Origin of the sequence: Pseudoalteromonas piscicida, assembly GCF_002208135.1 — a bacterium.
In the GTDB taxonomy this organism is placed as follows: Bacteria; Pseudomonadota; Gammaproteobacteria; order Enterobacterales; family Alteromonadaceae; genus Pseudoalteromonas; species Pseudoalteromonas piscicida_A.
The window spans coordinates 1827034-1852983 of the sequence record NZ_CP021646.1 but is presented as its reverse complement, the minus strand read 5'-3'; the positions used below and the strand labels follow the sequence as shown (position 1 = coordinate 1852983).

General features: G+C 42.2%; 20 protein-coding genes and 5 pseudogenes. 11 read left to right on the top strand and 14 right to left on the bottom strand.

Annotation, left to right across the window (positions count from 1 at the left end; genetic code table 11):
- The first annotated feature begins 91 nt into the window (after nucleotides 1–91).
- From B1L02_RS08755 to B1L02_RS08740, 4 genes and pseudogenes are all read left to right on the top strand, one after another.
- Nucleotides 92–940: a YciI family protein gene (locus tag B1L02_RS08755; RefSeq protein ID WP_088530721.1), complete on the top strand. Its 849-nt coding sequence runs from the start codon at nucleotides 92–94 to the stop codon at nucleotides 938–940.
- A gap of 85 nt (nucleotides 941–1025) precedes the next feature.
- Nucleotides 1026–1307 carry a YciI family protein gene (locus B1L02_RS08750; protein WP_223192062.1) on the top strand — a complete coding sequence of 94 codons (282 nt, stop codon included), beginning with the start codon at nucleotides 1026–1028 and terminating at the stop codon, nucleotides 1305–1307.
- Between the two features lie 122 nt (nucleotides 1308–1429).
- Nucleotides 1430–1782 (top strand): annotated as a pseudogene (locus B1L02_RS08745) (DUF1428 domain-containing protein).
- A 54-nt stretch (nucleotides 1783–1836) separates the two neighbouring features.
- On the top strand, nucleotides 1837–2466 hold the full coding sequence (locus B1L02_RS08740; RefSeq protein ID WP_088530720.1) for a glutathione S-transferase family protein: 630 nt from the start codon (nucleotides 1837–1839) through the stop codon (nucleotides 2464–2466).
- A 233-nt stretch (nucleotides 2467–2699) separates the two neighbouring features.
- Here the strand turns inward: B1L02_RS08740 and B1L02_RS08735 are convergent, their stop codons facing one another.
- The 7 genes and pseudogenes from B1L02_RS08735 to B1L02_RS08705 form a co-directional block, all read right to left on the bottom strand.
- Nucleotides 2700–2993, bottom strand: coding sequence for a hypothetical protein (locus B1L02_RS08735; RefSeq protein WP_045963822.1), 294 nt, complete (start codon nucleotides 2991–2993; stop codon nucleotides 2700–2702).
- A 1040-nt stretch (nucleotides 2994–4033) separates the two neighbouring features.
- Nucleotides 4034–5187: pseudogene (locus B1L02_RS08730) on the bottom strand (IS256 family transposase).
- 119 nt (nucleotides 5188–5306) lie between these two features.
- The gene (gene fur, locus B1L02_RS08725) at nucleotides 5307–5753 is read right to left on the bottom strand and encodes a ferric iron uptake transcriptional regulator (protein WP_010372691.1); all 447 of its coding nucleotides are present in this window, start codon (nucleotides 5751–5753) and stop codon (nucleotides 5307–5309) included.
- 103 nt (nucleotides 5754–5856) lie between these two features.
- On the bottom strand, nucleotides 5857–6384 hold the full coding sequence (fldA, locus tag B1L02_RS08720; RefSeq protein WP_010372695.1) for a flavodoxin FldA: 528 nt from the start codon (nucleotides 6382–6384) through the stop codon (nucleotides 5857–5859).
- Nucleotides 6385–6398: 14 nt separating this feature from the next.
- Nucleotides 6399–6677 carry a LexA regulated protein gene (ybfE, locus tag B1L02_RS08715; RefSeq protein WP_010372698.1) on the bottom strand — a complete coding sequence of 93 codons (279 nt, stop codon included), beginning with the start codon at nucleotides 6675–6677 and terminating at the stop codon, nucleotides 6399–6401.
- Entirely contained in the window at nucleotides 6677–6898 is a 222-nt protein-coding gene (locus B1L02_RS08710; RefSeq protein ID WP_010372701.1) for a DUF2788 domain-containing protein, read from the bottom strand. Before B1L02_RS08710 ends, ybfE begins: the two co-directional genes overlap by 1 nt.
- Before the next feature lie 87 nt (nucleotides 6899–6985).
- On the bottom strand, nucleotides 6986–7753 hold the full coding sequence (locus tag B1L02_RS08705; RefSeq protein ID WP_088530719.1) for an alpha/beta fold hydrolase: 768 nt from the start codon (nucleotides 7751–7753) through the stop codon (nucleotides 6986–6988).
- 136 nt (nucleotides 7754–7889) lie between these two features.
- Here B1L02_RS08705 and seqA point away from each other — a divergent pair, with 136 nt between their 5' ends.
- From seqA to B1L02_RS08675, 6 genes and pseudogenes are all read left to right on the top strand, one after another.
- Entirely contained in the window at nucleotides 7890–8438 is a 549-nt protein-coding gene (gene seqA / locus B1L02_RS08700) for a replication initiation negative regulator SeqA (protein WP_088530718.1), read from the top strand.
- Nucleotides 8439–8451: 13 nt separating this feature from the next.
- Nucleotides 8452–10087, top strand: a pseudogene (pgm, locus tag B1L02_RS08695) (phosphoglucomutase (alpha-D-glucose-1,6-bisphosphate-dependent)).
- 82 nt (nucleotides 10088–10169) lie between these two features.
- Nucleotides 10170–11203: pseudogene (astE, locus tag B1L02_RS08690) on the top strand (succinylglutamate desuccinylase).
- 351 nt (nucleotides 11204–11554) lie between these two features.
- Nucleotides 11555–12772, top strand: a complete 1218-nt coding sequence (locus tag B1L02_RS08685) for a thiamine pyrophosphate-dependent dehydrogenase E1 component subunit alpha (protein ID WP_088530717.1) — start codon at nucleotides 11555–11557, stop codon at nucleotides 12770–12772.
- Complete coding sequence (locus B1L02_RS08680) at nucleotides 12772–13749, top strand: alpha-ketoacid dehydrogenase subunit beta (RefSeq protein ID WP_088530716.1); 978 nt, start codon at nucleotides 12772–12774, stop codon at nucleotides 13747–13749. The genes B1L02_RS08685 and B1L02_RS08680 overlap by 1 nt, the downstream gene beginning before the upstream one ends.
- A 9-nt stretch (nucleotides 13750–13758) precedes the next feature.
- Complete coding sequence (locus B1L02_RS08675; RefSeq protein ID WP_088530715.1) at nucleotides 13759–15330, top strand: dihydrolipoyllysine-residue acetyltransferase; 1572 nt, start codon at nucleotides 13759–13761, stop codon at nucleotides 15328–15330.
- Nucleotides 15331–15653: 323 nt separating this feature from the next.
- Here the strand turns inward: B1L02_RS08675 and B1L02_RS08670 are convergent, their stop codons facing one another.
- From B1L02_RS08670 to B1L02_RS08640, 7 genes and pseudogenes are all read right to left on the bottom strand, one after another.
- Nucleotides 15654–15902 carry a DUF3862 domain-containing protein gene (locus B1L02_RS08670; RefSeq protein WP_088530714.1) on the bottom strand — a complete coding sequence of 83 codons (249 nt, stop codon included), beginning with the start codon at nucleotides 15900–15902 and terminating at the stop codon, nucleotides 15654–15656.
- 12 nt (nucleotides 15903–15914) lie between these two features.
- Nucleotides 15915–16739 (bottom strand): CsiV family protein, encoded by an 825-nt coding sequence (locus B1L02_RS08665; RefSeq protein ID WP_088530713.1) that lies wholly within the window; start codon nucleotides 16737–16739, stop codon nucleotides 15915–15917.
- Complete coding sequence (gene mfd, locus B1L02_RS08660; RefSeq protein ID WP_088530712.1) at nucleotides 16736–20209, bottom strand: transcription-repair coupling factor; 3474 nt, start codon at nucleotides 20207–20209, stop codon at nucleotides 16736–16738. Before mfd ends, B1L02_RS08665 begins: the two co-directional genes overlap by 4 nt.
- Before the next feature lie 16 nt (nucleotides 20210–20225).
- Nucleotides 20226–21115: pseudogene (locus tag B1L02_RS08655) on the bottom strand (carbon-nitrogen hydrolase).
- A gap of 5 nt (nucleotides 21116–21120) precedes the next feature.
- Nucleotides 21121–22158, bottom strand: coding sequence for an agmatine deiminase family protein (locus tag B1L02_RS08650; protein ID WP_088530711.1), 1038 nt, complete (start codon nucleotides 22156–22158; stop codon nucleotides 21121–21123).
- Between the two features lie 114 nt (nucleotides 22159–22272).
- Nucleotides 22273–22839 (bottom strand): PilZ domain-containing protein, encoded by a 567-nt coding sequence (locus B1L02_RS08645; protein WP_088530710.1) that lies wholly within the window; start codon nucleotides 22837–22839, stop codon nucleotides 22273–22275.
- A gap of 66 nt (nucleotides 22840–22905) precedes the next feature.
- Nucleotides 22906–24774 (bottom strand): methyl-accepting chemotaxis protein, encoded by a 1869-nt coding sequence (locus tag B1L02_RS08640; RefSeq protein ID WP_157757227.1) that lies wholly within the window; start codon nucleotides 24772–24774, stop codon nucleotides 22906–22908.
- A gap of 166 nt (nucleotides 24775–24940) precedes the next feature.
- Between B1L02_RS08640 and B1L02_RS08635 the strand changes: the two genes are divergently transcribed.
- Nucleotides 24941–25900, top strand: a complete 960-nt coding sequence (locus B1L02_RS08635; RefSeq protein WP_088530708.1) for a DUF4382 domain-containing protein — start codon at nucleotides 24941–24943, stop codon at nucleotides 25898–25900.
- Nucleotides 25901–25950: the final 50 nt, after the last annotated feature.

The window sequence follows — 25950 nt, the reverse complement described above, 5'->3', positions numbered from 1 at the left end:
ACTAGAGTGTATAGAGCACTTTATTTATCAAAACCGCAGGTGATCTTTGGTTATTCAGCTCTATTTACGAAAGACAACAGGAGAATTGACGATGAAAGTAATGGTGATTGTAAAAGCAAGTGAAGGGTCTGAAGCAGGGGAGTTACCAACCGCGGAATTAATGGCTGCGATGGGGGAATTCAATAATGCATTAGTTGATGCTGGAATTATGACTTCTGGTGATGGTTTAAAGCCGAGTAAAGAGGGAGTTCGCGTTCGTTTTAAAGGCGAAGAGCGGATTGTAACTAAAGGGCCTTTTGCAGAGACTAATGAGTTAATTGCGGGTTATTGGGTTTGGGAAGTAACATCGATGGAAGAGGCGCTAGAATGGGTTAAGCGCTGCCCTAATCCCATGAATGAGGAATCAGATATTGAAGTTCGACCGTTTTATGAAATGGCTGACTTTGCAGATATTGATCCCTGCGGCGAAATCCTCGCAGACGAAGAACAATTAAGACAAAAGATTGCGATGCAAACTGCGAATGTTTGCAATTATTTGTTTTTTGCAGGGCGTACCGAAGAGGCACTTGAATACTATCAACAGCATCTATATGCCAAAGTCGGTCTACTTATGCGCTTTAACGAAAGTCCAGATCCTATCCCAGATGGTGCGATACCAGAAAACTTTTCAGATAAAGTAATGCACTGTGAGTTTAGTATTGGCGATATGAAGATTTTTGCATCTGACGGCTGTGGTGATGATGCTTCGTTTGCAGGATTTAGCCTGTCTATAACAATTGATTCTGAACAAGAAGCTCACCGTGCATTCAATGCTCTAGCCGATGGTGGCACGGTCAGAATGCCATTACAAGAAACATTTTGGTCCCCCCTTTATGGTCAAGTCGTTGATAAATTCGGTGTGGCGTGGATGGTGATGCTACCTAGTAACGCCGCTAATTGACCACGAGTACGGAATAGCTAAGTCAAAGCGAGCAGCAAAAGATGCTCGCTATTCAGATATCATTTAATAAGGAGCTGGACACACTATGAAATATGTCGCTTTGGTTTATTACGATGAACACGCAATGGAAAAGCTCTCACAAGATGAATGGGACGCACTTAACCGTGAATGCATCGCGTGCGGGGAATCATTAAAAGAGCGCGAGCAGATGATAGGGGGTAACGCGTTGCTCTCAACTCAAAGTGCGACAACATTGCGGGTACGAGCGGGTAAAGTTGATATTACCGATGGTCCTTTTGCAGAGACTAAAGAGCAGCTTGCGGGCTTCTATTTACTTGATGTTAAAGACTTAAATGAGGCTATCTAAGTGGCTAGCAAAATTCCGCCTGCACGCTATGGCAGCATCGAAATTCGGCCAGTTCGCGAGTTGCAAGACGAGAACAATGTCAGCTATGAAGCACAAAGACGTGAATAAGAGAGGGGTCAAAGATGAGTTATATTGATGGTTTTGTATGCGCTGTACCCACCAATAAGCGCGAAGAATATCAGGCGCACGCCAGTAAAGCGGCAAATGTGTTTAAAAAGTTTGGAGCAGAACGCGTTGTCGAAGCATGGGGGATGATGTTCCTGATGGAACGCTTACCTCTTTTCCACTGGCTGTAAAATGTAAGCCTGATGAAACTGTGGTGTTTTCCTGGATCACTTGGCCTTCAAAAGAAGTCCGTGATGCTGGAATGGCAGAAGTATTTAAAGATCCTATTTGCGATCAAGAAGCTAATCCAATGCCGTTTGATGGCAAAAGGCTTATCTATGGTGGCTTTAAGACAATAGTAGAGTATTAACCTTAGTTATTAAATTGGGCTGAGTTATCAGTCCAATTGACATGGAGCTGATATATGTCGAACTTTACCATTACCACGTTTGATTGGGTGCCTGAGCTGCCACGAGGTTATGTCCGGGATATTCGCTTGCGGTGGGCGCTAGAAGAGGCGGGCATACCCTATGATATAGAGCTTACCGCTTTCAATGAACGAGAAAATACGCATTATTTACATCAACCATTTGGCCAAGTTCCTTGGCTTAGCCATGAAGATAAGGAAATATTCGAAAGTGGTGCTGGTCTGTTATACATCGCTGAGCATAGCGATGAATTAATATCGACAGAAAATAGCTCATCGGTAATACAGTGGCTATTCGCCGCGCTCAACTCTGTAGAAATGGCGAGTCTTCCATGGACAATTTTGAAATTTTCTGGAGATACTTTTGAGAGTGATGGCAGCAAAGCGATAGAGCGATTTTTACATAGTCGCTTGAAACACATGAATGAATATCTTAGGGAGAGAAACTGGTTGGCTGAGCAATTTTCTGTTGCAGACATCGCGATGGCTGATGTACTTCGTTTGGTCGATAGGTTTGATGGGCTAAAACAATATAGCTATTGCCGAAAGTATCTAGAGACTTGCGTTTCTAGAGCTGCTTTTAAAAAAGCACACAAAGATCAGCTGGAATTGTACTCTACGATATAGTGACCATATAAATGGAAGGTGGTGTTTATGCAGCAAATCAAAACAGATGCGGGTAATTCTAACAGCTGAGTCTTACATTGAGTTATTCCAATAGTTAAATGACAGTTTTGTTGATAGATGGAAAAATGGTCCTGTAGAGCGCTCTATAAAATAGCTTATAATATTGAAATAATTGATAGATGTAGAGACTTTATTGGGTTACATCGTTATTGTTGACGTAACCCATTGATTTACTATTTTGTATATTTCAGGAAAAGCTTGTATCTACGGTGCTGAACTTCATAACCTGGAATCGGCCCTCCGACATCTATAGCTCGAGTTGTAACAGTTACATACTCATTGCAGCCTACGTCTCCATTTTTTACAACCCTATGTATATCACCTAAAGAAAAGCGCCCATTGATATAAGGCATATATTCACAATATGTTGTTACATTATTGCTTTGACTCGAATTAAGCGCTGTATTTGTATTTGCATTTAATGTTAGTGATGTTATTAATGCAAAAAATACAATAGTTTTTTTCATTTTTATTCCTTTTTAATTGTGGTTGTAAATAACGGTACACATTTTATAAATAACTTTCAAGTTTTTGTGTTTTTATACTTTAAAAAGTTGAGCTTATATTTTAAGTTTTGATTTGAAATGTAAAAAGAGGTAAGTGGTATTTTTCGTCGTTTTATTTAATATTTTCGTAGTTCCTTAGTTGACCATGACCTAACTTGTACCATGAATTTAATCGAATAACATTGGCAGATTTTAATAAAATACATGGCCTTATAGATATTATTGTCTTAGTGAGACTAGTACTATTATGGTCTAAACTGAGAGCCTGTAGTTTCTGAGGCATTGCTTGCAACCATTGGTAAATGGGGTCAACGAACAGCGAAAAAACAAGTTATTTTGCTCAATGGCAAATGTTACATTGTCCACAATAAAAACCCGCCTTACAAATGGTAATCGTGTACGATACAAAAATAAATTCAGTGTTTAGTCAAAAGTAAATACCTTGTACACAATGTGAAATGATGTTGAAGGCTGTACGTCATTACACATGATGTTGTATTGTCTACGAAAGGCTCTCAATAAAATAGTAGATAGGAAAACACATGTAGTGGAGCAGCTTAAGAAAGTAGGTTATTAGTGATATACATCAAAATGTGCTGGGTTGGAAAAAGTCTCATTTTTTATACAGCTGAAACCAAAAAGGAATGGAATACTGCAAGAGCTATAACAGCCATTCTCGGTATTATTGTAGTGGAACTGCACTGGAAATGTGTCTATAGATACTCGCTAATCGGTCGCTTAAATTGTACTATCGTATAGATTGCTTGGGCATTCTACTTTTTAACACTAAATTGAGGATTTTGTATTTAAAGAAGATTACTCAAGGGACTGATTTGATGGCAAGGCAGAGAGTTGTGCGCTATACCAGCTTTGTATGAATATGCTCAAGCAAAGTGATTATGGTTCGTCAAGACAACGAAGTAAATTGAAAACGGTATATCGGAGTTAATTCAGTAGCTAAATTTAGGAGGGCGTTCAGAATTCTGTGTCAGCCTAAATTGCTAAATATCTAGCACACCATCTAACCGGCCTTCGAAGTGGATGGCTAATTGCGACAATGTCAGATTCCAGCTATGGATTGTCATTGTCCATTTCTTCGAAGCATTCAATATGCCGGCATACAATAATTTCATCAAGCTATTTTCGTTCGGGAATGCCCCCTTAGTTTTGGTTAACTTCCTAAATTGACGGTGCACTGCTTCAATTGCATTGGTCGTATAAATCGCCTTACGCACATAATCAGGATACTTGAAGTAAACGGATAAATTCGACCATTTACGGCGCCAAGATTCGATAACGATGGGATATAGCTTGCCCCATTTGGCATCGAGTTCGTCGAGTGCAACATGAATGCTTTCTGGTGTTTTGAAGCAACGTATTTCATTGAGTTACGTATTTGATGGATAACGCACTGTTGAACCTCTGTTTCAGGGTAGATAGTGCCAATCGCTTCAGGGAAGCCTTTAAGTCCATCAACACAAGCAATTAAAATATCGGATACGCCACGATTGCGTAAATCAGTTAACACCGATAACCAGTAGTTTGCGCCTTCACTTTCTGAAACATACAGACCAAGTAATTCCTTACGGCCTTCGATATTAATACCAAGGACGGTGTAAACCGCCTTGCTAACGTAGCGGCCATTCTCTTTGATTTTATAGTGAATAGCATCAAGCCAGATGAACGGATACAGGGTATCAAGACTTCGTTATTGCCAAGCCTTAAGCTCTGGTATTAGCTGGTCAGTTATGCCTGTTATAGTGGCTTCTGATATTTCAATGCCGTACATTTCCTGAGCGTGGCCTCGAATATCCCGGTAGCTCATGCCTAAAGCAAACATGGAAAGGGTTTTTTGGTCAATTTCAGGCGTTAGCTTGGTTTGATTTTTCTTAACCAACTGAGGCTCAAACGAGTCTGTACGATCTCTTGGCGTTTCAAGCTCAAATTGATCGACGGATGATCTAATCGTTTTCTTGCTTGTGCCGTTCTTGCGGTTAGGTTGCGGATCAGAGCCTAAATGTTGTTCTAGCTCTGCTTTTAAAGCAGCTTCGGTTAACTGTTTAATGAGTGGCGTTAAAACACCATCTTCGCCAGTTAAACCTTTACCAGATTGAAGTTCGGCTAATGCTTTGTTGAAGTAGAAAGATTGAGTCATGTATCATTCCTTTCTCTTAATATTACTGAAATGACACAGATTTCTAAACACTACCAAATTTAGCGAACTAAAAAGCCAGCAATTTGCTGGCTTAATGCTTAAATTGGCGAAAAGGTAGGTTAGTTACCATTTTCCTCAGCGTACTTTTTGCACGCTTCTTTATCTTCACACTCACCGTATAGATATAGTGAGTGATTAGTCAGTTTGATGCCATTGCTGTTCGCGATTTCTTCTTGGCGTGTTTCAATAACGTCATCTTCAAACTCGACAACTTTGCCACATTTTAAACATACCAAGTGATCATGGTGCGTGCTGCCAGACAGCTCGAAAACAGATTTACCGCCTTCAAAGTGGTGACGTGTTACAATACCAGCATCATCAAATTGGTTTAGTACGCGATATACCGTAGCTAGACCAATTTCTTCACCTTTGTCTAATAAGATCTTGTACACATCTTCTGCGCTGATGTGTTGATTATCAGGAGACTGAAGGATCTCTAAAATTTTGATGCGTGGAAGCGTTACTTTTAAACCAGCCTTTTTAAGCTCTAAGTTGTGATCAGTCATTAAATCTGTCTCAATCTGTTAGTTATAATTTGTCTTAGGTCAATATTCACGACGCTATACCTAAGAATAACTTGCTCGGGCAGCAAGTGCAAAGCAAATGGAATTAATCTTCCAGCTCGCTTAAGCACATTTCGTCATATACTTGTGCGCACCATTGTTTAACTCGTTGCTCTGTTAGCTCTGGCTGACGGTCTTCATCAATACCAAGACCAACAAATTTACCATCTTCAACGACAGCTTTTGACGCTTCAAAGTCATAACCATCGGTAGACCAATGGCCAACAACAATAGCGCCGCGCTCAGTGACGATGTCGTTGATCATGCCCATCGCATCGAGGAAGTATTCAGCATAATCTTCCTGATCGCCACAACCGAAGATAGCAACTAGCTTGCCTTCGAAATCGACTTCTTCAAGTTCAGGGAAAAAATCATCCCAGTCACATTGCGCTTCACCGTAGTACCATGTTGGAATACCGAACAGTAGTAAATCGAATTCAGCAATCTCTTCTTTACTGCTTTTAGCAATGTCTTTTACGTCAACGAGCTTTTTACCTAGCTCTTTTTGAATCATTTTAGCAACGTGCTCTGTATTACCAGTATCACTGCCGAAAAAAATACCTACGCTTGCCATTAATTGCTTACCTTTTATCTATTAACCGCTAACTTTTCTTGTAAGATGGTCTCGATGAGTGCACTTCGACTAATGTTTTGCGACTCTGCCATATCACTTAGCGCTTGATACAACTCTGATGAAACCTTAAATTCTACCCTTTTTAGGCCACGAGCACGATCTCTCTTGATTTGATTGCGCTTGTTAACCTTTAACTGCACTTCTCGTGGCAGTGGATTCGTCTTAGGACGTCCGGGACGTTTTTCATTTTCAAATAGGTCGATAGTCGTTCTATCTGTTTCAGCCTTGGCCATTATCCAACACCTGCGCCTTGCCAAAACACTTGGATCAAGCCTTTTGCTATAAATCCAGAGCAACCTAGAAACAACACCAGCCAAACGATATAGCGTCCGAACTTTGGCACGTCACCTTTTTTCAGTACGTCCTGAATCGCCATACCGATGAAAAAGAATATACCAGCTAGCGCAAACCACAGCCCTAGCGTTTCAAATTCATTTATAAATTGACTGACCATCTGAGCTCTACTCAATATTTAAACGGCGGCTACTATAACATAACCTAAATGCATAAATTAAGTTTATAACGGTAAATTCGATTCGTTTTATTGAAGAAAATCAATAATTGAGCGATTTACCGCTTCGGGCTTTTCTGCATGTAACCAATGGCCCGCACCTTGAATTATTTTTGCTCGCGCATTTGGGAAAAAACGAGCGATGGCATCCCTATGCTCAGGCAGGATGTAGTCAGAGTTATTCCCTTTAATGAACAAAGTATCGCACAAACAGGAATGAGTTTCATTAATATTTGATGTGATTGTATCGTATCTTTCAGTAATTACGTCTAAATTGAAACGCCAAGCAAGCTTGCCTTCTTCATTTTTTGCTAAACTTTTGAGCAAAAACTGACGCACACCGACGGTTTCAATATAATGCGACATGATGGTATCTGCTTCACTACGACTTGATACATCACTTTTTTGCACTTCGTTTAGCGCAGCTATTATTGCATCATGTCTTGAGTGATAATCAACAGGTGCAATATCTAATACGACAAGTTTGTTGATACTTTCTGGGAATAATTGGGCGAATTGCATTGCCACTTTACCACCCATCGAGTGACCAACGAGGCTTATTTTATCCAGTTTTAACTCATCCATTAGTGCTTTGATGTCTTTTGCCATTATTGGATAGGACATTTGCTCATCATGAAAAGAGCGACCGTGATTTCTCAAATCGACGTTAATCACATTGAAATGTTCAGCAAGTGCTTTTGCCACCACATTTAAATTTTCCAAGGAACCAAAGAGTCCGTGCATAATACATACTGTGGGCTTCGTTTGGTCGCCAATTTGTTGATAGTTTAACTGCATAAATCCTCCAAATTTGGCGTTAATTGTGACATTGAAGAGTAAAAATGCAAAGCCATAGAGTAATAAGTTAAATTTGGATATACTAAGTGACAATTGAAATGAGTTGCTCCTAATTAGCATAGATGACAGGAAACGCATGAAAAAGATAGAAATAGATGACGAGCTATATCAATACATTGCAAGTAACACACAAAGTATTGGAGAAAGTGCTTCTGAGATTTTACGTCGTTTATTAAAACTTACTCCTGGGACAGAATCTAAACCCGTCGTACAGCAGGAAGAAAAACAAGTACAAGAAATTGCAGCTGAGTCACAAACAAAAACACCAAGCCAACCGATAAAGCCAGCAGCTAATGTCTTTAATATTCTCAATAAAGAAGAGCTCGCCATGCAAAAGGGTGTAGTCGGGCGCTTTTTGTTTATCCTATCCGCGCTACATCGAACACATAAATCCGATTTTAAAAGTGTGCTTGAGATTAAAGGTCGTGACAGGATTTATTTCGCCACGAGTAAAAATGCACTACTCGAAAGTGGCAGCAGCATGAACCCGAAAAATATTGTAGACAGTGAATATTGGGTGATGACAAATTCAAATACGACTAGAAAGAAAATGATGCTTCATGAAGTAGCTAAGGTGTTAGGTTACACAGATGAAGCTGCCGAGAAAATTAGAGACTACCTATAAGTAAGGAAATCTTATGGCGATCCATCCGCAAGCTGGCAAAAAGGTATCGAGAGAATTATTGGTAAATGTACCTAAACTGGTTTCATCGTACTATTTAAATGAGCCTGATTTAGAAGCGCATCCAGAGCATTGTGTCGCCTTTGGCACAAGTGGTCATCGAGGCTGCTCACTTAATTTTAAGTTTAATGAGTCGCATATTCTGGCCATCACTCAAGCGATTTGTGATTATCGTAAAAATAATAATATTTACGGTCCGCTTTTCCTTGGTAAAGACACTCATGCGTTGTCGGAGGCCGCTTTTAACTCGGCTATTGAGGTTTTGGTTGCCAACGAAGTACAAGTTATCACACAAGAAAATGATGACTACACACCAACTCCTGTGATCAGCCACGCGATTGTCTCGCACAATGCAGTCAATCCACACGAGCTTGCAGATGGCATTGTCGTTACGCCATCACATAACCCGCCAGAAGATGGCGGCTTTAAATATAATCCCCAAATGGTGGACCTGCTGATACTGATGTCACCAACTGGATTGAAGATAGAGCTAATCAGCTACTACTCGAGGATTTGGTTGAGGTTGAATTATTCCCGTTTGCGAAAGCGAGAAGATCTGGATTTATCAAATATGAAGATCTGATCACACCATATGTTGAAGACTTGGGTAATATCATTGATATGGAAGCCATTGCTCAAGCCGGTGTTAATATTGGCGTGGATCCACTTGGTGGTTCAGGTGTTAATTTCTGGCCAGTGATCGCCAAACACTATGACTTGAAGCTTACGGTAGTAAATGATGTTGTTGACCCGAGTTTTGCCTTTATGCCGCTTGATAAAGACGGCAAGGTGCGTATGGATTGCTCGTCTCCTTTTGCAATGGCTAATTTGATAGCACTGAAAGACGATTACGATATTGGTATCGGTAATGATCCAGACTTCGACAGACATGGTATTGTTACGCCGGACGACCTGATGAATCCTAATCACTTTTTAGCGGTTGCAATTGACTACCTCATTAAACACCGAAGCTGGAAGAGCTCAGTAAAAATCGGTAAAACACTGGTATCTAGTGCCATGATTGACAAAGTGTGTGGCGCAAATGGTCGAGACGTTTACGAAGTGCCAGTTGGCTTTAAATGGTTTGTAGACGGGTTAGCGGCTGGAGAGCTCGCATTTGGCGGTGAAGAGAGTGCTGGCGCTGCGTTTTTAAGAAAAGACGGCAGCACATGGTGTACAGACAAAGACGGTTTTATCATGGGGTTACTTGCCGCTGAGATCCTAGCTGTTACAGGTAAATCGCCATCTCAACATTACCACGCTTTTGAACAAGCATTTGGCGCGCCTGTATACAAACGTATCGATGCACCCGCAAATACTGAGCAAAAAGCAAAGCTCAAGGCATTAAGTGCAGACAATATCAAGGCGGACACCCTAGCAGGTGATCAAATTACTCAGATATTAACCAATGCCCCAGGTAACGGCGCGGCTATTGGGGCCTTAAAGTCGTAACCGAAAATGGTTGGTTTGCGGCGCGCCCATCGGGCACTGAAGATATCTACAAAATTTATCTTGAATCATTTAAAGGTGAAGCACACTTAGCTGAGCTTGAACATGAGGCAAAGACATTGGTTGACTCAGTGATTAGTTAACCAAAAGCTTCTACAAGCCATACTCCTCGTATGGCTTTTTTTTATCCCAATGCGGATTACTCAACAACATCAATTTGGAATTATGACGTACTTATCAGAATTAAAACAAAGCGGTGACTTTCTTACTATCACAAGAAATAACGAATTTACACTTGAACCCGTGAACTTCACTTTAGACAACGGTACCTTGGTGGAAGTCCATGATACTGGTGTGATCCAGTTTACGCCCGCAGGTGAAACAACGAAAGATATTGTGCTATCGAGCGCGGTGCACGGCAATGAAACCGCGCCAATTGAGATATGCGATGAGCTTATCCAACATATTATTACTGGCAAGCTGGTGTTGGCGCAGCGTGTGTTGTTTATTTTTGGTAACCCTAAATCCATTAACATTGGCCAGCGTTTTGTCGATGAAAATCTAAACCGTCTATTTAACGGCGCACATAATCAAGAAACAGATAACCCCGAAAAGGTCCGAGCACAAAAACTAGAGGGTTACGTTAGGGCGTTTTTTGCACAGGGTGGTAACGAGCGCTATCGTTGTCACTACGACCTTCATACTGCTATTCGAGGGTCTAAAAACGAGAAGTTTGCAGTCTATCCTTTTTTACATGGTAAGCCGTGGAAGAAATCACAGCTGCAATTTTTATTGTCATGCGGTGTCAACACCGTATTAATGATGCGCTCTGCGGCGACGACATTTAGTTATTTTTCTTCTTACCAGTTTGGGGCCGACGCTTTTACTATCGAGCTTGGGCAGGTGAAGCCATTTGGTGAGAATAATATGGCGAGCTTTGCAAAAACCAAAGAAACGTTAAAAGCATTAATTAGCCAAGAAAAGGTAGAATATAAAGAATTTAATGCAGATGAGTTCGAACTATTTACGGTTCATCGTACCATCAATCGTACTCAAGCAGAGTTTTCTTTTCCATTCGCTGATTCTGCAGAGAATTTTACAGGCTTTTCGAAAGGTGAATTGCTAGCGACTGACGGAGACAAGCAATATTTCGCTGAGGTTGAGGGGAAGCTATTATCTTCCCAAATGCCAATGTTGCTTTAGGCCAACGCGCATTACTAACCGTTGTACCGTTAGAAGTTGATGAAAACTTTATATAAATCATAGATGTAAAATTCCACTCATCTTCGTATCAAAATCTTTCCAAAAACATTGATGCATTTTAACGGTTATTCATCTAGGATTAGTTGAATAACCGTTTACGTTAACGTAAAGTTGAAACGCTTTAATTTAATTTACTTACTTAAATCGCAAATATTATTCAGTCTTTGATAAGTTGTTAGACCAGTTATTCATACTAACCACGAATGTGATCAAGACCAATTAACACAATCATAAATGCGAGGTGAGTTAAGACTCTTTTCGTCTTACGCAATCTGAAGCCAGATCTCGTATGAGGAAGTCGGGTGTGAACTCCGTAAGTTTGTTATGACAACAAGAGAAGGTAGGTTATGACTAACCCCAATAATATATCCTTAAATATCAGCCACGCGCTGGAATTTATAGATGGTCATGCACTCAATATCCCTACATTAAAGATTTTAAGTGACCAAGGCGATGTTTTAGATGGTGCAACAGCACCAGATATTGATAAAGAAACGGCATTAAGAATTTACTCAACAATGCGGTTTATTCGTTTACTTGACGAGCGTATGCAAGGTGCTCAGCGTCAAGGACGTATTAGCTTCTACATGCAATGTCTTGGCGAAGAAGCCGCTGTTACGGCAAGTGCCGCAGCGCTTAAAGAAGATGACATGATCATGGCTCAGTACCGTGAACAAGCCGCAATTCACTATCGTGGTTTTTCACTTGAACAGTTCATGAATCAGCTATTCTCGAATGAGAAGGACTTAGGCAAAGGCCGTCAAATGCCTGTGCATTATGGGTCTAAAGAATTACATTACCTAACTATTTCGTCGCCGCTAGGAACGCAAATTCCTCAAGCAACTGGCTATGCGTACGGCCAGAAGCTAAAACACATTGATAAAGAAACTGGTGAGCTAACTTCTGAAATCGACAACGTCACGATTTGCTATTTTGGCGAAGGTGCTGCGTCAGAAGGTGATTTCCACGCCGGTCTAAACATGGCTGCAGTGCATGGTTCACCGGTCATCTTTTATGCTCGTAATAATGGTTATGCGATTTCAACACCTGCGGATGAACAGTTCAAAGGTGATGGTATTGCCGCTCGCGGTGTGGGCTATGGTATTAAAACTATCCGTGTGGATGGTGCCGATACGCTTGCCGTGTACGCCGCGACACAAGCCGCGCGTAAAATCGCAGTTGAAAACGGTGAGCCGGTGATGATTGAATCTATTGCATACCGTTTGGGTGCACATTCAACTTCTGATGATCCTTCTGGTTACCGTACTAAAGACGAAGAAGCTGAATTTAAAAATAGTTGCCCGGTAAATCGATTTAAGCAATGGCTCTTAAAACAAGGCTGGCTGGATGAAGCCCAAGATGATGCGGAAAAAGAGAAAATCCGTGAAGATATCCTAGCAGCATTGAAGGTTGCAGAGAAAGTACAGAAGCCTGCATTAGAAGATCTGGTCTCAGATGTTTATGACACGCCAATTCCATCGCTGCAGAAGCAATATGATGAATTGAAAGAGCATATTAAAGCTTATCCAGACGCATACCCAGTCACAGCAGGGAGAATTAAATAATGGCTAAAATGAACATGCTACACGCCATTAATTCGGCGCTAGATATCACGATGGCGGAGCATCCGCAGGCGTGTATTTTTGGTGAAGACGTCGGCTACTTTGGTGGTGTATTCCGTGCAACTTCAGGCCTTCAAGAAAAATATGGCAAACACCGTGTTTTTAATACGCCATTGACTGAACAAGGTATTTTGGGTTTTGCCAACGGTCTTGCAGCGTTTGGTGCCCCTGCGCTTGCTGAAATTCAATTTGCGGATTATATCTTCCCTGCATTTGACCAAATCGTGAATGAGTCGGCCAAGTTCCGTTATCGCTCGGGTAATGAGTTTGATGTGGGTAACTTAACAATCCGTACGCCATACGGTGGCGGTATTGCAGGTGGTCTATATCATTCACAATCACCCGAAGCTTACTTTGCACATACACCTGGTCTTAAAATTGTAGTACCGCGTAACCCGTATCAAGCAAAAGGCCTACTGCGTGCTGCCATTAAAGATGATAACCCGGTTATTTTCTTTGAACCTAAGCGCTTATATCGCGCTTCTGTTGGTGAAGTGCCTGAAGAAGATTACAGCATTGAGCTTGGTAAAGCCGAAGTAATTAAAGCAGGTACTGACATAACGCTATTGGCTTGGGGCGCACAGATGGAGATCATCGAACAAGCAGCGCAAAAAGCTGAAGAAGCGGGTATTAGCTGTGAAATAATCGATTTAAGAAGCATTCTTCCTTGGGATATGGAGACGGTAGCCAAGTCAGTGGTTAAAACGGGTCGTTTGGTTGTGAGCCACGAAGCGCCAATCACGAATGGTTTTGGCGCTGAGATTGCAGCAACCATACAAAAAGAGTGTTTCCTGCATTTAGAATCTCCAATTGAGCGAGTTTGTGGATTGGACACGCCATATCCTCTAGCACTTGAAAAAGAGTATGTGCCAGATGCACTTAAAGTGTTCGCCGCTATCAAACGTTCTATGGAATTTTAAGGATAAGTTATGGCTAAAGAATTTATCTTACCAGATATTGGTGAAGGCATCGTAGAGTGCGAAATCGTCGAGTGGTTGGTGGCTGTTGGCGATGAAGTAAAAGAAGATCAACCTATTTGTGACGTGATGACGGATAAGGCGTTAGTACAGATCCCTGCGGTACATGACGGTGTGATCACTAAGCTGCATTACGAAAAAGGTGAAATTGCAAAGGTGCACGAACCTTTGTTTGCAATGGATGTTGCCGGCGAGCAAGCTGCTCAAGCAGAGCAATCAGCACCTCAATCCTCGCCAACTACTTCAACCAATGCCGTACTTGAAGACTTTATCTTACCAGATATTGGTGAAGGCATTGTTGAGTGCGAAATCGTTGAATGGCTTGTTGCTGAAGGCGATGAAATCAAAGAAGATCAGGCCGTTTGTGATGTAATGACTGACAAGGCGCTAGTGCAAATCCCAGCCAAGTACGATGGTACTGTTGAGAAACTCTATTATCAAAAAGGCGAGATAGCACAAGTGCATAGTCCATTATTTCAAATGAAGTTGGCGTCATCTCACGCCGGAAAATCAGACGATCCAATCGCTGATGTCCACAAACCTAAAGAAAGTACAGCACAGGCAGCTACTGCAAACGATGACGCTACGCGTAGTTTACCAAAAAATGGTAAAGCGATAGCTTCTCCAGCGGTTCGCCGCAAGGCGCGCGAGGTTGGTGTTGATCTTTCTGAAGTGCCAGGCTCTGGTAAAAATGGTCGTGTGTATAAAGAGGACATCGAACATTTCCTTGAGCACGGTGCAAGTGGCGTTTCGACTAAGCAAGAGAACAGTACAACTGTACAGCCTCTAACGCAAAAGCCGACTCCTACCTCAGAAGGTGGTAAAAGAGTTGAGCCTCTACGTGGTATGAAAGCGGCGATGGCTAAACAGATGGTGGCCTCTGTTTCGACGATCCCGCATTTCACTTACTGTGACGAGATTGACTTAACCGATTTAATTGCGCTTCGTGGCGCTTTGAAAGAGCAATATGCCAAACAAGGCGTGAAGCTGACGATGATGCCGTTTTTTATCAAGGCGTTGTCACTTGCAATCAACGAATTCCCAATTTTGAATGCAAAAGTAAATGATGACTGTACGGAAATCACTTATTTTGATGACCATAATATTGGTATGGCGGTGGACAGCAAGTTGGGTCTTCTAGTGCCAAATATTAAATCGTGCCAAAGCAAATCAATTGTTGAAGTTGCCCAATCTGTTACTGAACTGACAGAAGCCGCTAGGGAGGGGCGAGTATCTCCTGATTCACTGAAAGGCGGTACTATCTCTATCTCAAACATAGGGGCGATTGGTGGCACAGTTGCCACACCGATTATTAATAAACCAGAAGTTGCTATCGTTGCGCTAGGCAAAGTGCAGCAGTTACCACGTTTTGATTCACAAGGCAATGTGGTGGCGCGATCTATCATGCAAGTAAGTTGGTCTGGCGACCATCGTATTATTGATGGTGGCACGATCGCACGTTTCAATAATTTATGGAAAATCTTCCTAGAGGAACCGGCTAAAATGATGATGGCAATGCGCTAATCCTCATTTTTGCTAGTTTCTACTTGTTGTAAAGGGCCTTTACGGCCCTTTTTTGTTTCTTCGACCAATTGGGTTATGTACCTATCCGTTTTAAAAGATTTAATGGCTTTCGTGCGATCTAACAATTGCTGCGCTATAAACCGCTCAGACTTATCATTTTAAAAGGTTTTGAAAGTTTGGAGCTGAATTGTTCTGCATATAACAATTCGCATATCTAGATTGAGTTGTAAGGTTTTGTGTCGGGGAGTAGGGCTATATTGAATGGTATTTATATAAGGTGAATAGATGCCTTTTCTTAAACACTGAAAAGGCATCTATCGAGGTTATTCTAACCCTTTCTTTGAATACAAAGTGACTTTGTCCGAAAGTAGCGTTACTTTAATATGCTTGTCTTCGCTTCCCCAAATGCAATTGGTATGTAGTGTTTTCTCTTCACACTTATCAGCAGAGCCAAGAATACTCTCAACTTCAGCTTTGTCCATGCCCACTTCTATTTTGTTGTAGTTTTCTAAACTTACTTTAGAACAGCCGACTAGGGTGAGTAGTGCAGCAGCAGTTAGTAATTTTTTCATAGGGTTGCCCGTCTAATGTTTGTATTTTCTTATTTGAAAGATGACCCCAAGTTTAGGGTGATCTAAGTAATGTATGTCGCCGCTATACACGCGTGTATATTGGGACATACGAGCAGTACGAATGTCGTTGCCGTCTTCGTACTTTAAATCTAAATCTGTGGTCACGTAAAGGTAATGTCTCACGTGAATTTTAATCAGGCCTTCAAGTTGCCAATGCACTTGCTCTTTCGATTCTTCGATATTAAATCGGTTCGATAGTGACGAAAACTGATCGTCATTTTCTGTTACGCTATAACTGGATGGTGACGCAAACAGTTTGCCACCAATAATTTCGATATTGGGTGCTCGCTTATTACTTTGCTCTGGGAATCGCCAACCTGTGTGCAACAGTGGCTTGAGCCCTTTACGTTTTAATTCAGCAATTTTGTTCGAAAAACTAAACTGTGACTCATCCAACAGATAAATTGAGTCCATATGTTCTTGTGGATCAACTAGTGGTGAAAGAGGCAAAGTGTCGAATTTTTCAACATAGTTTGCATCTGGATCGCAAGAGCTGGAACGTGCGCCCGACGTTAATCCACGAATAAAATCTTGCTCAGCAAACTGCTCACTGCCTTCCAAGCATAGTTTATAGCCAGTGGTATTAAAACCGTCGAATAATAGTGACTTGATGTTTTTCCGATTGAGTGGTTCAGGTTCAATACTAAAGTCTTCTCGCAAAGAGAAACTAGGCTCTTGCTCAAATGCTATCATTTCTACTTCAAACCAGCGGGTGGCCTGTGCAGATGCGCTACTTACCAAAGCCGCTAGGATGGCCAGACTTTTTATTGTTTTCATGCTACGGCCTTTTTCTCAAAGTCATCAATCATCGCATTAACCAGTTTTAATCTCTTTTGGGCATTTTTTTCTTCGATAAGGAATTTCAGTTTATTCGCGCCTTCCATTCTATAGGTTGACGGGCTACTTTGTATCAATCCTATGATGAATGTTGGGTTAACTTTTGTATGACTACTGAACTCAAAGAAGCCACCTTTGGGGTTTGCTTCGACCTTGTTAATGCCTAGTTGGGTTGCCTTTAGCTTAACAGACTGCACCGCAAAGAGGTTTTTTGCCGCATCTGGCAGCAGCCCAAAGCGGTCGATTAATTCGATTTGCAGCTCATCAAGCTCCGCCAGTGACTTTGTGCTAGCAATGCGTTTATACATGCTAAGGCGAATATTTACATCATGAATGTAATCATCTGGTAACAGTGCTGGGAACTTAAGGTCAACCTCGCTTTGCTGTTGAAGAAGGTTATCGAGTGTTGGCTCTTTACCATTTTTCAAGGCTTCAACCGCTTGTTCCAGCATTTCCATATACAGCGTAAAACCAACGGTTTGAATTTGACCGCTTTGGTCGTCTCCCAGCAACTCACCCGCACCACGGATCTCTAAATCGTGGGTGGCAAGCGCAAAACCTGCACCTAAGTCTTCGAGTTGCTCAATGGCCTGCAAGCGCTTGACCGCGTCTTTAGTTAAGGCTTGGCTATTCTTCGTGAGTAGGTATGCGTATGCTTGGTGATGGCTTCGTCCTACACGGCCGCGAAGCTGATGTAACTGTGCCAATCCGAGTTTATCGGCTCTATCCATTATGATGGTATTAGCAGAGGGAATATCGATACCGGTTTCAATAATGGTGGTACACACAAGCACATTATACTTTTGGTGATAGAATTCACCCATCAAGTGCTCAAGTTCTTTTTCACGCATTTGCCCGTGGGCAGTGGTGACGTTGGCTTCTGGTACGAGCGCTGAGATATCAGCGGTGATTTTGTCTATCGTCTCGACATTATTGTGGAGGAAGTAAACCTGTCCACCGCGCTTGATTTCACGCAGAATTGCTTCGCGGATAAGCTCGTCGTTGCGCTCTCGCACAAAGGTCTTTACTGCTAATCGTTTGGCTGGCGGTGTCGCGATAATAGAGAGATCACGCATACCACTCATTGCCATATTCAGTGTACGCGGGATTGGGGTAGCGGTTAGGGTAAGAATGTCGACATCCGCTCTAAGCTGCTTAATTTTTTCTTTTTGTCTCACACCAAAGCGGTGTTCTTCGTCGACAATCAGCAGACCCAAATCGGCGAACTTGATGTTTTCTTGAATAAGCTTATGGGTGCCTATCACAATATCAATTTTGCCTTCTTCAAGTTTTTGTAACGTTTCTTTTTGTTCTTTCGCTGAGTTAAAGCGCGAAAGCACACCGACTTCAACAGGCAGATCGGCAAAACGGTCTTTAAAGTTCTCGAAGTGTTGTTGGGCAAGGAGCGTAGTTGGCACTAAGACAGCTACTTGTTTGCTGTCGTTGACGGCAACAAATGCTGCGCGCATGGCCACTTCGGTTTTACCAAAGCCAACATCACCACAAACTAGTCTGTCCATCGCTAGGCTTGATTGCATGTCTGCAAGCACGGCTGTGATTGCATTGCGTTGATCGTCTGTTTCTTCAAACGGGAAGCTATCTGAAAAGTCTCGATAGGCACTCGCATCTAGCTTAAATGCATATCCCGGTTTGCTTTGACGCTTTGCGTATATGTCTAGGAGTTCAGCAGCAACATCTCTGACTTTTTCAGCCGCTTTGCGTTTTGCTTTTTCCCAGGCGTCATTACCCAGTTTATGAAGTGGTGCAGAAGCTTCTTCACCTCCTGAGTAACGACTGAGCATATGAAGCGAAGAAACAGGCACATAAAGTTTAGCGTCATTGGCATAGATGATAGTCACAAACTCGGTAGCAATACCTGCTGCGTCTATGGTTTCTAGCCCTAAATAACGGCCTACACCATGATCTAAATGAACAATAGGTTGACCTTCTTTTAATTCGGCGAGGTTTCGGATCAGCGCATCTTGCCCTTGCTCGTATTTATGTTTACGGCGGCGCTTTTGGGAGATCTTAACACCTAACAGTTCTTGCTCGGTGATGATAGACAGCGATTGCTTATCCAGTAGTTTCACACTGGTAGCAAGTGGCGTGACGACCACACCAACATCTGAGTCGCTAGAGACAAAATCCGCAATGCGCTTATAAGGCTTAAGTTTTAGTCCGGTTGGTTTTAATAAGGTAAGCAGTGACTCGCGTCGGCCCTCTGATTCAACGCTGAATAACACCCGAGACTTTTGTTTTTTCTCAGCAGCGATGTAATCGAGGATTTTTTGATACGGATTAGCTTGTTTATGCTCAATGCGGACATCGTCAATTAATTCCGCTGCGACATTGTTATTACCCGCTTTGGTTCCCAGCATCGCTTGACTAAGTTTTATTCGAGAGAAGCCGTTAAGGCCTTCAAATAAGGTCTCTATTGGCTGATATAGCTTGGCTGGTGAAAGCAGCGGACGAAGTGGGTCAACCCGGCGACTTTCGTAGCGTTTAGATACGTCTTGCCAAAAGGTTTGCGCTGCAGATTCAATGTCGCCAAAAGGCATAAATACGGTGTCTTCAGGCAAATAGTCAAACACCGTCGCTAACGAATCAAAAAAGAGCGGCAAATAGTACTCTATACCCGCAGGCCAGTTCCCTTTACTAACTTGCATATAGATACTGTCTTTTTCACTACTTGCGCCGAACGCTTCGCGGTAATTAATTCTAAATCGTTCAATGTCTTCCGCATTGGTTGGAAATTCGTGCGCTGGTAATAAATCGATAGCATCAATCTCATCATTTGAGCGCTGGCTTTCGATATCAAAATGACGAATTGAGTCTAACTCATCATCAAAAAAGTCTAACCTAAAGGGGAGTGGACTACCCATTGGGTATAAATCAATAATGGAGCCTCGAACGGCAAACTCACCATGCTCCATTACCTGCTGAACATGACGATAACCCGCTTGAGTTAAGGTATCGCGCAAGCTTTGTGCGTCTACTGTGTCACCTTTTTTTACCTGAAGACTCATGCCGTGGATAAAGCTAGGCGGTGCGGTACGTAGCATGAGGGTTGAAACAGGAATGATGAGTACGGATTGTTTTTCCTGTTTAAGTGTATTTAGCGTTGCAAGACGCTGCGAAATAATGTCTTGATGTGGTGAAAAGTGATCATAGGGTAATGTTTCCCAGTCAGGAAACATCATGACCGGCGTGTCTTTTAAAAGATACGCCAATTCATGCTCAAGGCGAAGTGCAGAGGGCGTGTCGGGGGTGACGAGTACAACTAGGTTGTCATGTTGTTGGATATGCTCACTCAAACACAGTGATAAGCTACTGCCAACCAAATTACCCCACGAAATTTTATCCTTGTTTGATTTTACCCAAGGTAAATTGTTCCATTGCACATTCGCCATTGATTACTCCTATTTATTAATCGCGATAAATTTTGCAAAGATCCTGATAGTGATCAATTCGTCTGTCTCTTAAATACGGCCAAATGCGGCGAACAGATTCGCTGCGTGCAAGGTCAACATCAACAACCGAGATTTCCTCAGCTTCTTCAGATGCATGTAATAACATTTCGCCTTGTGGACCGGTAACAAAAGAATTGCCCCAGAATTGAATACCTTCACTTTGACCTGAAGGGTCTGATTCATGGCCAACACGGTTAACGCTAATCACAGGTACTCCGTTAGAGACTGCATGTGCACGCTGTGCAATTATCCAAGCATCTCGTTGACGGATTTGCTCTGCTTTATCATCGCGAGGATCCCAGCCAATCGCCGTTGGGTAAATTAAAAACTCAGCGCCCGCCATTGCCATCAGACGCGCACCTTCTGGGAACCATTGATCCCAACACACCAGAACGCCTAATTTGCCAACAGACGTCTGAATTGGAGTAAAGCCCATATCGCCGGGGTGAAGTAAAACTTTTCATAAAAACCCGGGTCATCAGGAATGTGCATTTTACGGTATTTGCCGGCAATCGTACCGTCAGATTCAAGTACAACCGCGGTGTTGTGATAAAGCCCTGTTGCACGCTTTTCAAATAACGACGCAACGATGACAACATTAAGCTCTTTTGCAAGTGCGCATAGTGAGTCTGTGCTTGGGCCTGGAATGGTTTCCGCTAAGTCGAAGAGATCAGTGTTTTCTGTCTGACAAAAATACAAGCTGCGGTGCAATTCTTGTAACACGATAAGCTTAGCACCCTGACTAGCGGCTTTTCGGATACCGTCACAGGTTTTTGCAAAGTTGTTTACGAGATCTGTAGAGTTGCTATGTTGAACAATACCAACTTTGATGTTTTTTTCAGTCATGGTACTTACCTTAAAAAACCTTTTGGTAACTGCATCGTAATACAGTGCAGGCTACCGAATTGATGGATGATTGGTAGACAGTTAACGCCTATTACTGTTCTTTCTGGGTGTGCAAGAGAGACTTTGTCTAGCGCTTCTTGATCTTTGTCATCACCATAGATAGGTACTAGTACCGTTTTATTCAAGATCAGATAGTTCGCATAGGTTGCAGGCAATCTCTCACCCTCATTATCAAACTTAGCACTAGGCCAAGGTAAACTAATCAAACGGTATGGGTCGCCATTTGGGGTACGGAATGTGCGTAGCTGCTGTTCCATTTTATTGAGGGCATCATAGTGCTCGTCTGATTTGTCGTCGCACTTTACATATACCAAGGTATTATCCGGTGCAAAACGCACTAAAGTGTCAATATGACTGTCAGTATCATCACCGGCTAAGTATCCATGATCTACCCACAAGAAGGACTCTGCGCCCAACTCTTTTTGCAACACTAGTTCTAATTCGATTTTACTTAGATGTGGATTACGATTTGGGTTCAACAGACACTCTGAAGTAGTCAATAAAACATTGGACTCGTTAATCTCAATGCCGCCACCTTCAAGTACCACGTCAACCTTTTCAAAGGTACAGTGTGGGTTGAGGACCTGTTTTGCAAGCTGCTGATTGATCATATTATCTAAATCCGCAGCAAACTTGTTACCCCAACCCGTAAAGGTGAAATCTTTGATACATAGATTTCCGGTATTTGTTTTCGTCGTAAGTGGACCATGGTCACGGGCCCATGTGTCATTGCAAGGCGCAACAACAAAGTGGCATTTGGTTAAGCTAATCTCAGCTGCGCTGAGTAAGTTTTCGATATGCTGTTTTAGCGCTTCATTATGCGCCACGATAACGACTTCTTGAACTTGGGTAATATGTTGGCAAAGTGCAACGTACACAGGTTCAACGTCACTGAGAATGTCGCTCCAATCGGTATCAGAATGAGGCCAAGTAAGCATGATTGCGTCTTGTGGTGCCCATTCTGGGAGTAAAGTAAAACTCATTAAATCATCACCATATAATAATAAGCCTATAGTTTATCATTAACCTCAGGTGTGTCAGTAAGTTTTGTGAAGATAATTGAGTATTTCAATAAGGCACTTAATTCGTTAAATGCCTTATTGGTCTTTTTGCTGCTTTAGCTTAAGTTGTCTGGTCTGGGCGTGTAAGCTCGCCCGTACGAGCAACTCTTGATCCGCTTCTCTAATAGCGGTAAAGGCGAGGGTGAATTTACCATCTTGCTTGGCAATGACTTCTGAGTAGCAAAAGATAGCACTGGCTTCATTGCGCAAAAATATTTTAGTTCGTAACGATTGCCCGACCTCATAATCTTCTTCTAACGTTGCGGTCAGGCCGCCGCCGCCGTAGCTGTCACAAAATAGATGACTGTCGTCAGGCTCTTCGGTTGCGAGGATATGGCTGATAATTAAATCAATCTTACGTGATTGCGCCTGTAAATAAGCTGCTAACTCATTGGCAATATCACCCAAATTACGAAGTGGTCGAAGGGCATTAAGATCTAACTCATTAATTTCGTTCGCGAGCTTAAATAGCGGCGGAATTGCAGCTTCTAATTGATATTCGTTTTCTGGAACCATATTGTCATCAACTGGGTAGAGGTTGATCTGAACCTGTTCAGCTATCTGAAAATACTGTTCAAATAATTCCTGCAAATTCGCTTTCATGTTTTATCTCTTGGCATCGCGCCGCTTTACAACTGTCTCTATAGTAACGGTTTAGTTTACCGATAATCAAACTTTGAATTGCTCAAGTAGTTGTTCTTGGGTTGTTATCTTTTCTACTTGAGACTGCATGGTGGCATCAACGCTTTTAGCTTCGTTATATACCGACTCGGAAATACCACGAATTGATGAGCTACTGCTATTCACGTTATTTACAATGTCATTTTGCTCATTCAGCATATCAGCAATACGTGAGTTCAAATCGACAATATGGCGAATGGCGCTACGCATATCTTCAAGCGCGGCTCGAGTTTGCTCTGCCTTTTCAACCGTTTTATCGACATAATGTTGGCTTTGTTTCATTACCGTAACTGCGCTTTCTGAACCAGACTGTAGTTGACTTATCATTCCACGGATTTCAGTTGTGGCTTCTTGTGTTCTTTGCGCAAGCGATCTCACTTCGTCTGCAACGACGGCAAAGCCGCGGCCAGACTCACCAGCTCTTGCCGCTTCAATAGCTGCATTGAGCGCTAGGAGGTTAGTTTGTTCCGCGATACTGTTTATAACCGATAATATTTGCTCAATAGCTGTAGACGAGCTTTCCAACTCTGTAACTACGGTCATTGCCGAACTGATTTGATTAGATAGCTCTTGAATCGTCTCCGTTGTTTCTGAAACGATTTTTTCTCCTTGGCGAGCAACTTGATCGGTGGTTTTAATTGCTTCAGCGGCTTCATGGGCGGACTGTGTTACCTGATGCTCAGTTGCAGACATGTGTGTTGTTGCTTCATCAAGCACTTTGATACTTACTAACTGGTCTTGAATGGAAAGTTTGGCTTTATTAGCGACCTTAGATGTTTGTTGAGCATCGTTTAATACTTCATGGCCTAAACCCTGAATATTCGCTATCAGAGACTGTAAGCTGCTGGTAAACGCATTAAAATTTTGCGCCAGAGCTGCGAACTCGGGTTCATGTTCGGTATTTAATCGTACGGTTAAGTCCGCATTACCGCGTGCGATAGCAGCCATGGCGGTGTTGATTTCGTCGAGTGGTTTTAATAATAAGCTAATGACAAAAGAAAGTAGCACGGTCGCGAGTGCGACAGAAATAAAGGCAAATATGGCTGCATCTCTTTGCAGTCGTGAAAGTGCAGCAAAAACGGTGTCTTCATCCAGCATAACCCCTAGATACCAATCTAAGCCTTCGACCTCTTTAAACAGCACTAATTTGTCTTCACCGTTTACTTCAACGTATTGGATGTTTTCAGAAATACTTATATCACCGAGAAATGCACGAGAAGAATTACCATTTAGTTTTACGTCGGGGTGTGAGATAGTCGACCCATCTTTACTCACCATGAAAGCAAAACCTGCGTCGAGCAGGTTAAACGAGTTAATCATTTCGCCGAGCTTTGCCAAGCTAACGTCGTAAAAAATCGCGCCGTTAAATTGGCCTTGCTTAAACACAGGCGCACCGATTGATACTACAATTTCGTTACTTACAGCATCAGCGTAAGGCGCTGTAATAACGAGTTTTCGTGCGGCTTTTGCATCGGTATACCAAGGCCGCTTTCTCGGGTCCCAGTTTGCGCCAGGGTTCCAATTTGGATCGCTTGCGACATATTTTCCAGTTTGCTCTTCACCATAACCAATCAGCAGGAAAGAGGCGGTAAGCTGTGGCTGTGAGAGAACGGGAAAGGCTGCGTCTAAGGTGTCAGTGGAAGCGACTAAATTGGTAGCAAGAGCGGCTAAGTCGGTTGCACCTTTCATTTGTGCAGTGACTGTATTGCCAATCCCCTGAATGATTTCATTCACACTTTGTTCGGCTTGCATTTTGATTGCTGATTGCACAGAAATGTATTGAATAACAGATAAGACTAGTAATGCTGCAAGCAGCACAAGCGCAGAGACGGATACGACTTTGTGTTTAAACTTCACGACCACACTCCAATAAATTTGATACATTAAACTTATGACATTTAATAAGAAAATGCCAAACCTTCTGTGCTGCATTTGAAGGTATTTCAAATTATTGCGTTTATATTAATTATCTATTCACGGTGCAATTCCTATTCTTTAATACTTAGAAGAGGAGAAAACATCAATGTATAAACCAGTTTTAACAGCAATTGCCTCGGTGATGATACTCGCTGCATGCGGTGGCGGTTCAGATTCTGACTCAAACAAAAACAACACCACTCAACCAACTCAAAAAACCACCGTAAGTGTGGGTGTCTCAGATGCTGCTGTGAATAATCTTGCAGAGGTCAACCTTGTTATTCAGCAGTTGACATTTAGAGCATCCGGAAAAGAAGATGTTAAATTTGACACCTTGGATGCACAGGGTAATCCAATGAAAATCAATCTGCTTGAATATACGGGTGACGATATCTATTTGGTTGTAAAGGACCAAGAGATCGATGCTGGCGATTATGAGTGGATCAGAGCCGATGTTGTAAACGGTAGTGCAGGGTCTAACTTTGATTTAACCTCTAGCGTGCGTTTTTTAGATGGTAGTCAAGCCCCACTAGCCGTAACCCGTAAAGGTAACAATGGAGTAGGTGAAATCCAACTCAATAACTTCTCGTTAAATGAAGGTGAGAACCAAATCGTATTGGAGTTTGACTTGAATAAAGCGCTGTTGAAACGCGGAAATGATGACACTGTTTATCTAAAACCAACAGCTGTCCGTTTGGAAAACCTGTTAACCAGTTTCGAGATTGAGGGCACGGTTAGCGAGGCTGTGAAAAATGCATGTATAGCAGATAACGCGGACCTAGCTCCTCTAGTCGGAGAGTACAAACATGTTGTTTATCTTTATAAAGCGGATGTTGCAGTGCCAAGCGACATTAGTGATGAAGATGCTGCACCAGTAGCAACCGCAAACTTAGATGCCGAGAGTGAATATGAGATAGCATTTATTGGTTCTGGAGACTACAAACTAGGGTATTCGTGCTTAGGTCATTTAGATGATGCCGAAACGATAGATGCAGATTTTAGTTTGTATCAAACAAAAGATGTTACGTTAACGCAAGATACCGAAGTGAATTTTGAGACAAACTAACAGCAAAAAAAGGGCTTCAATTGAAGCCCTTTTTACTACTTAAAATTCAA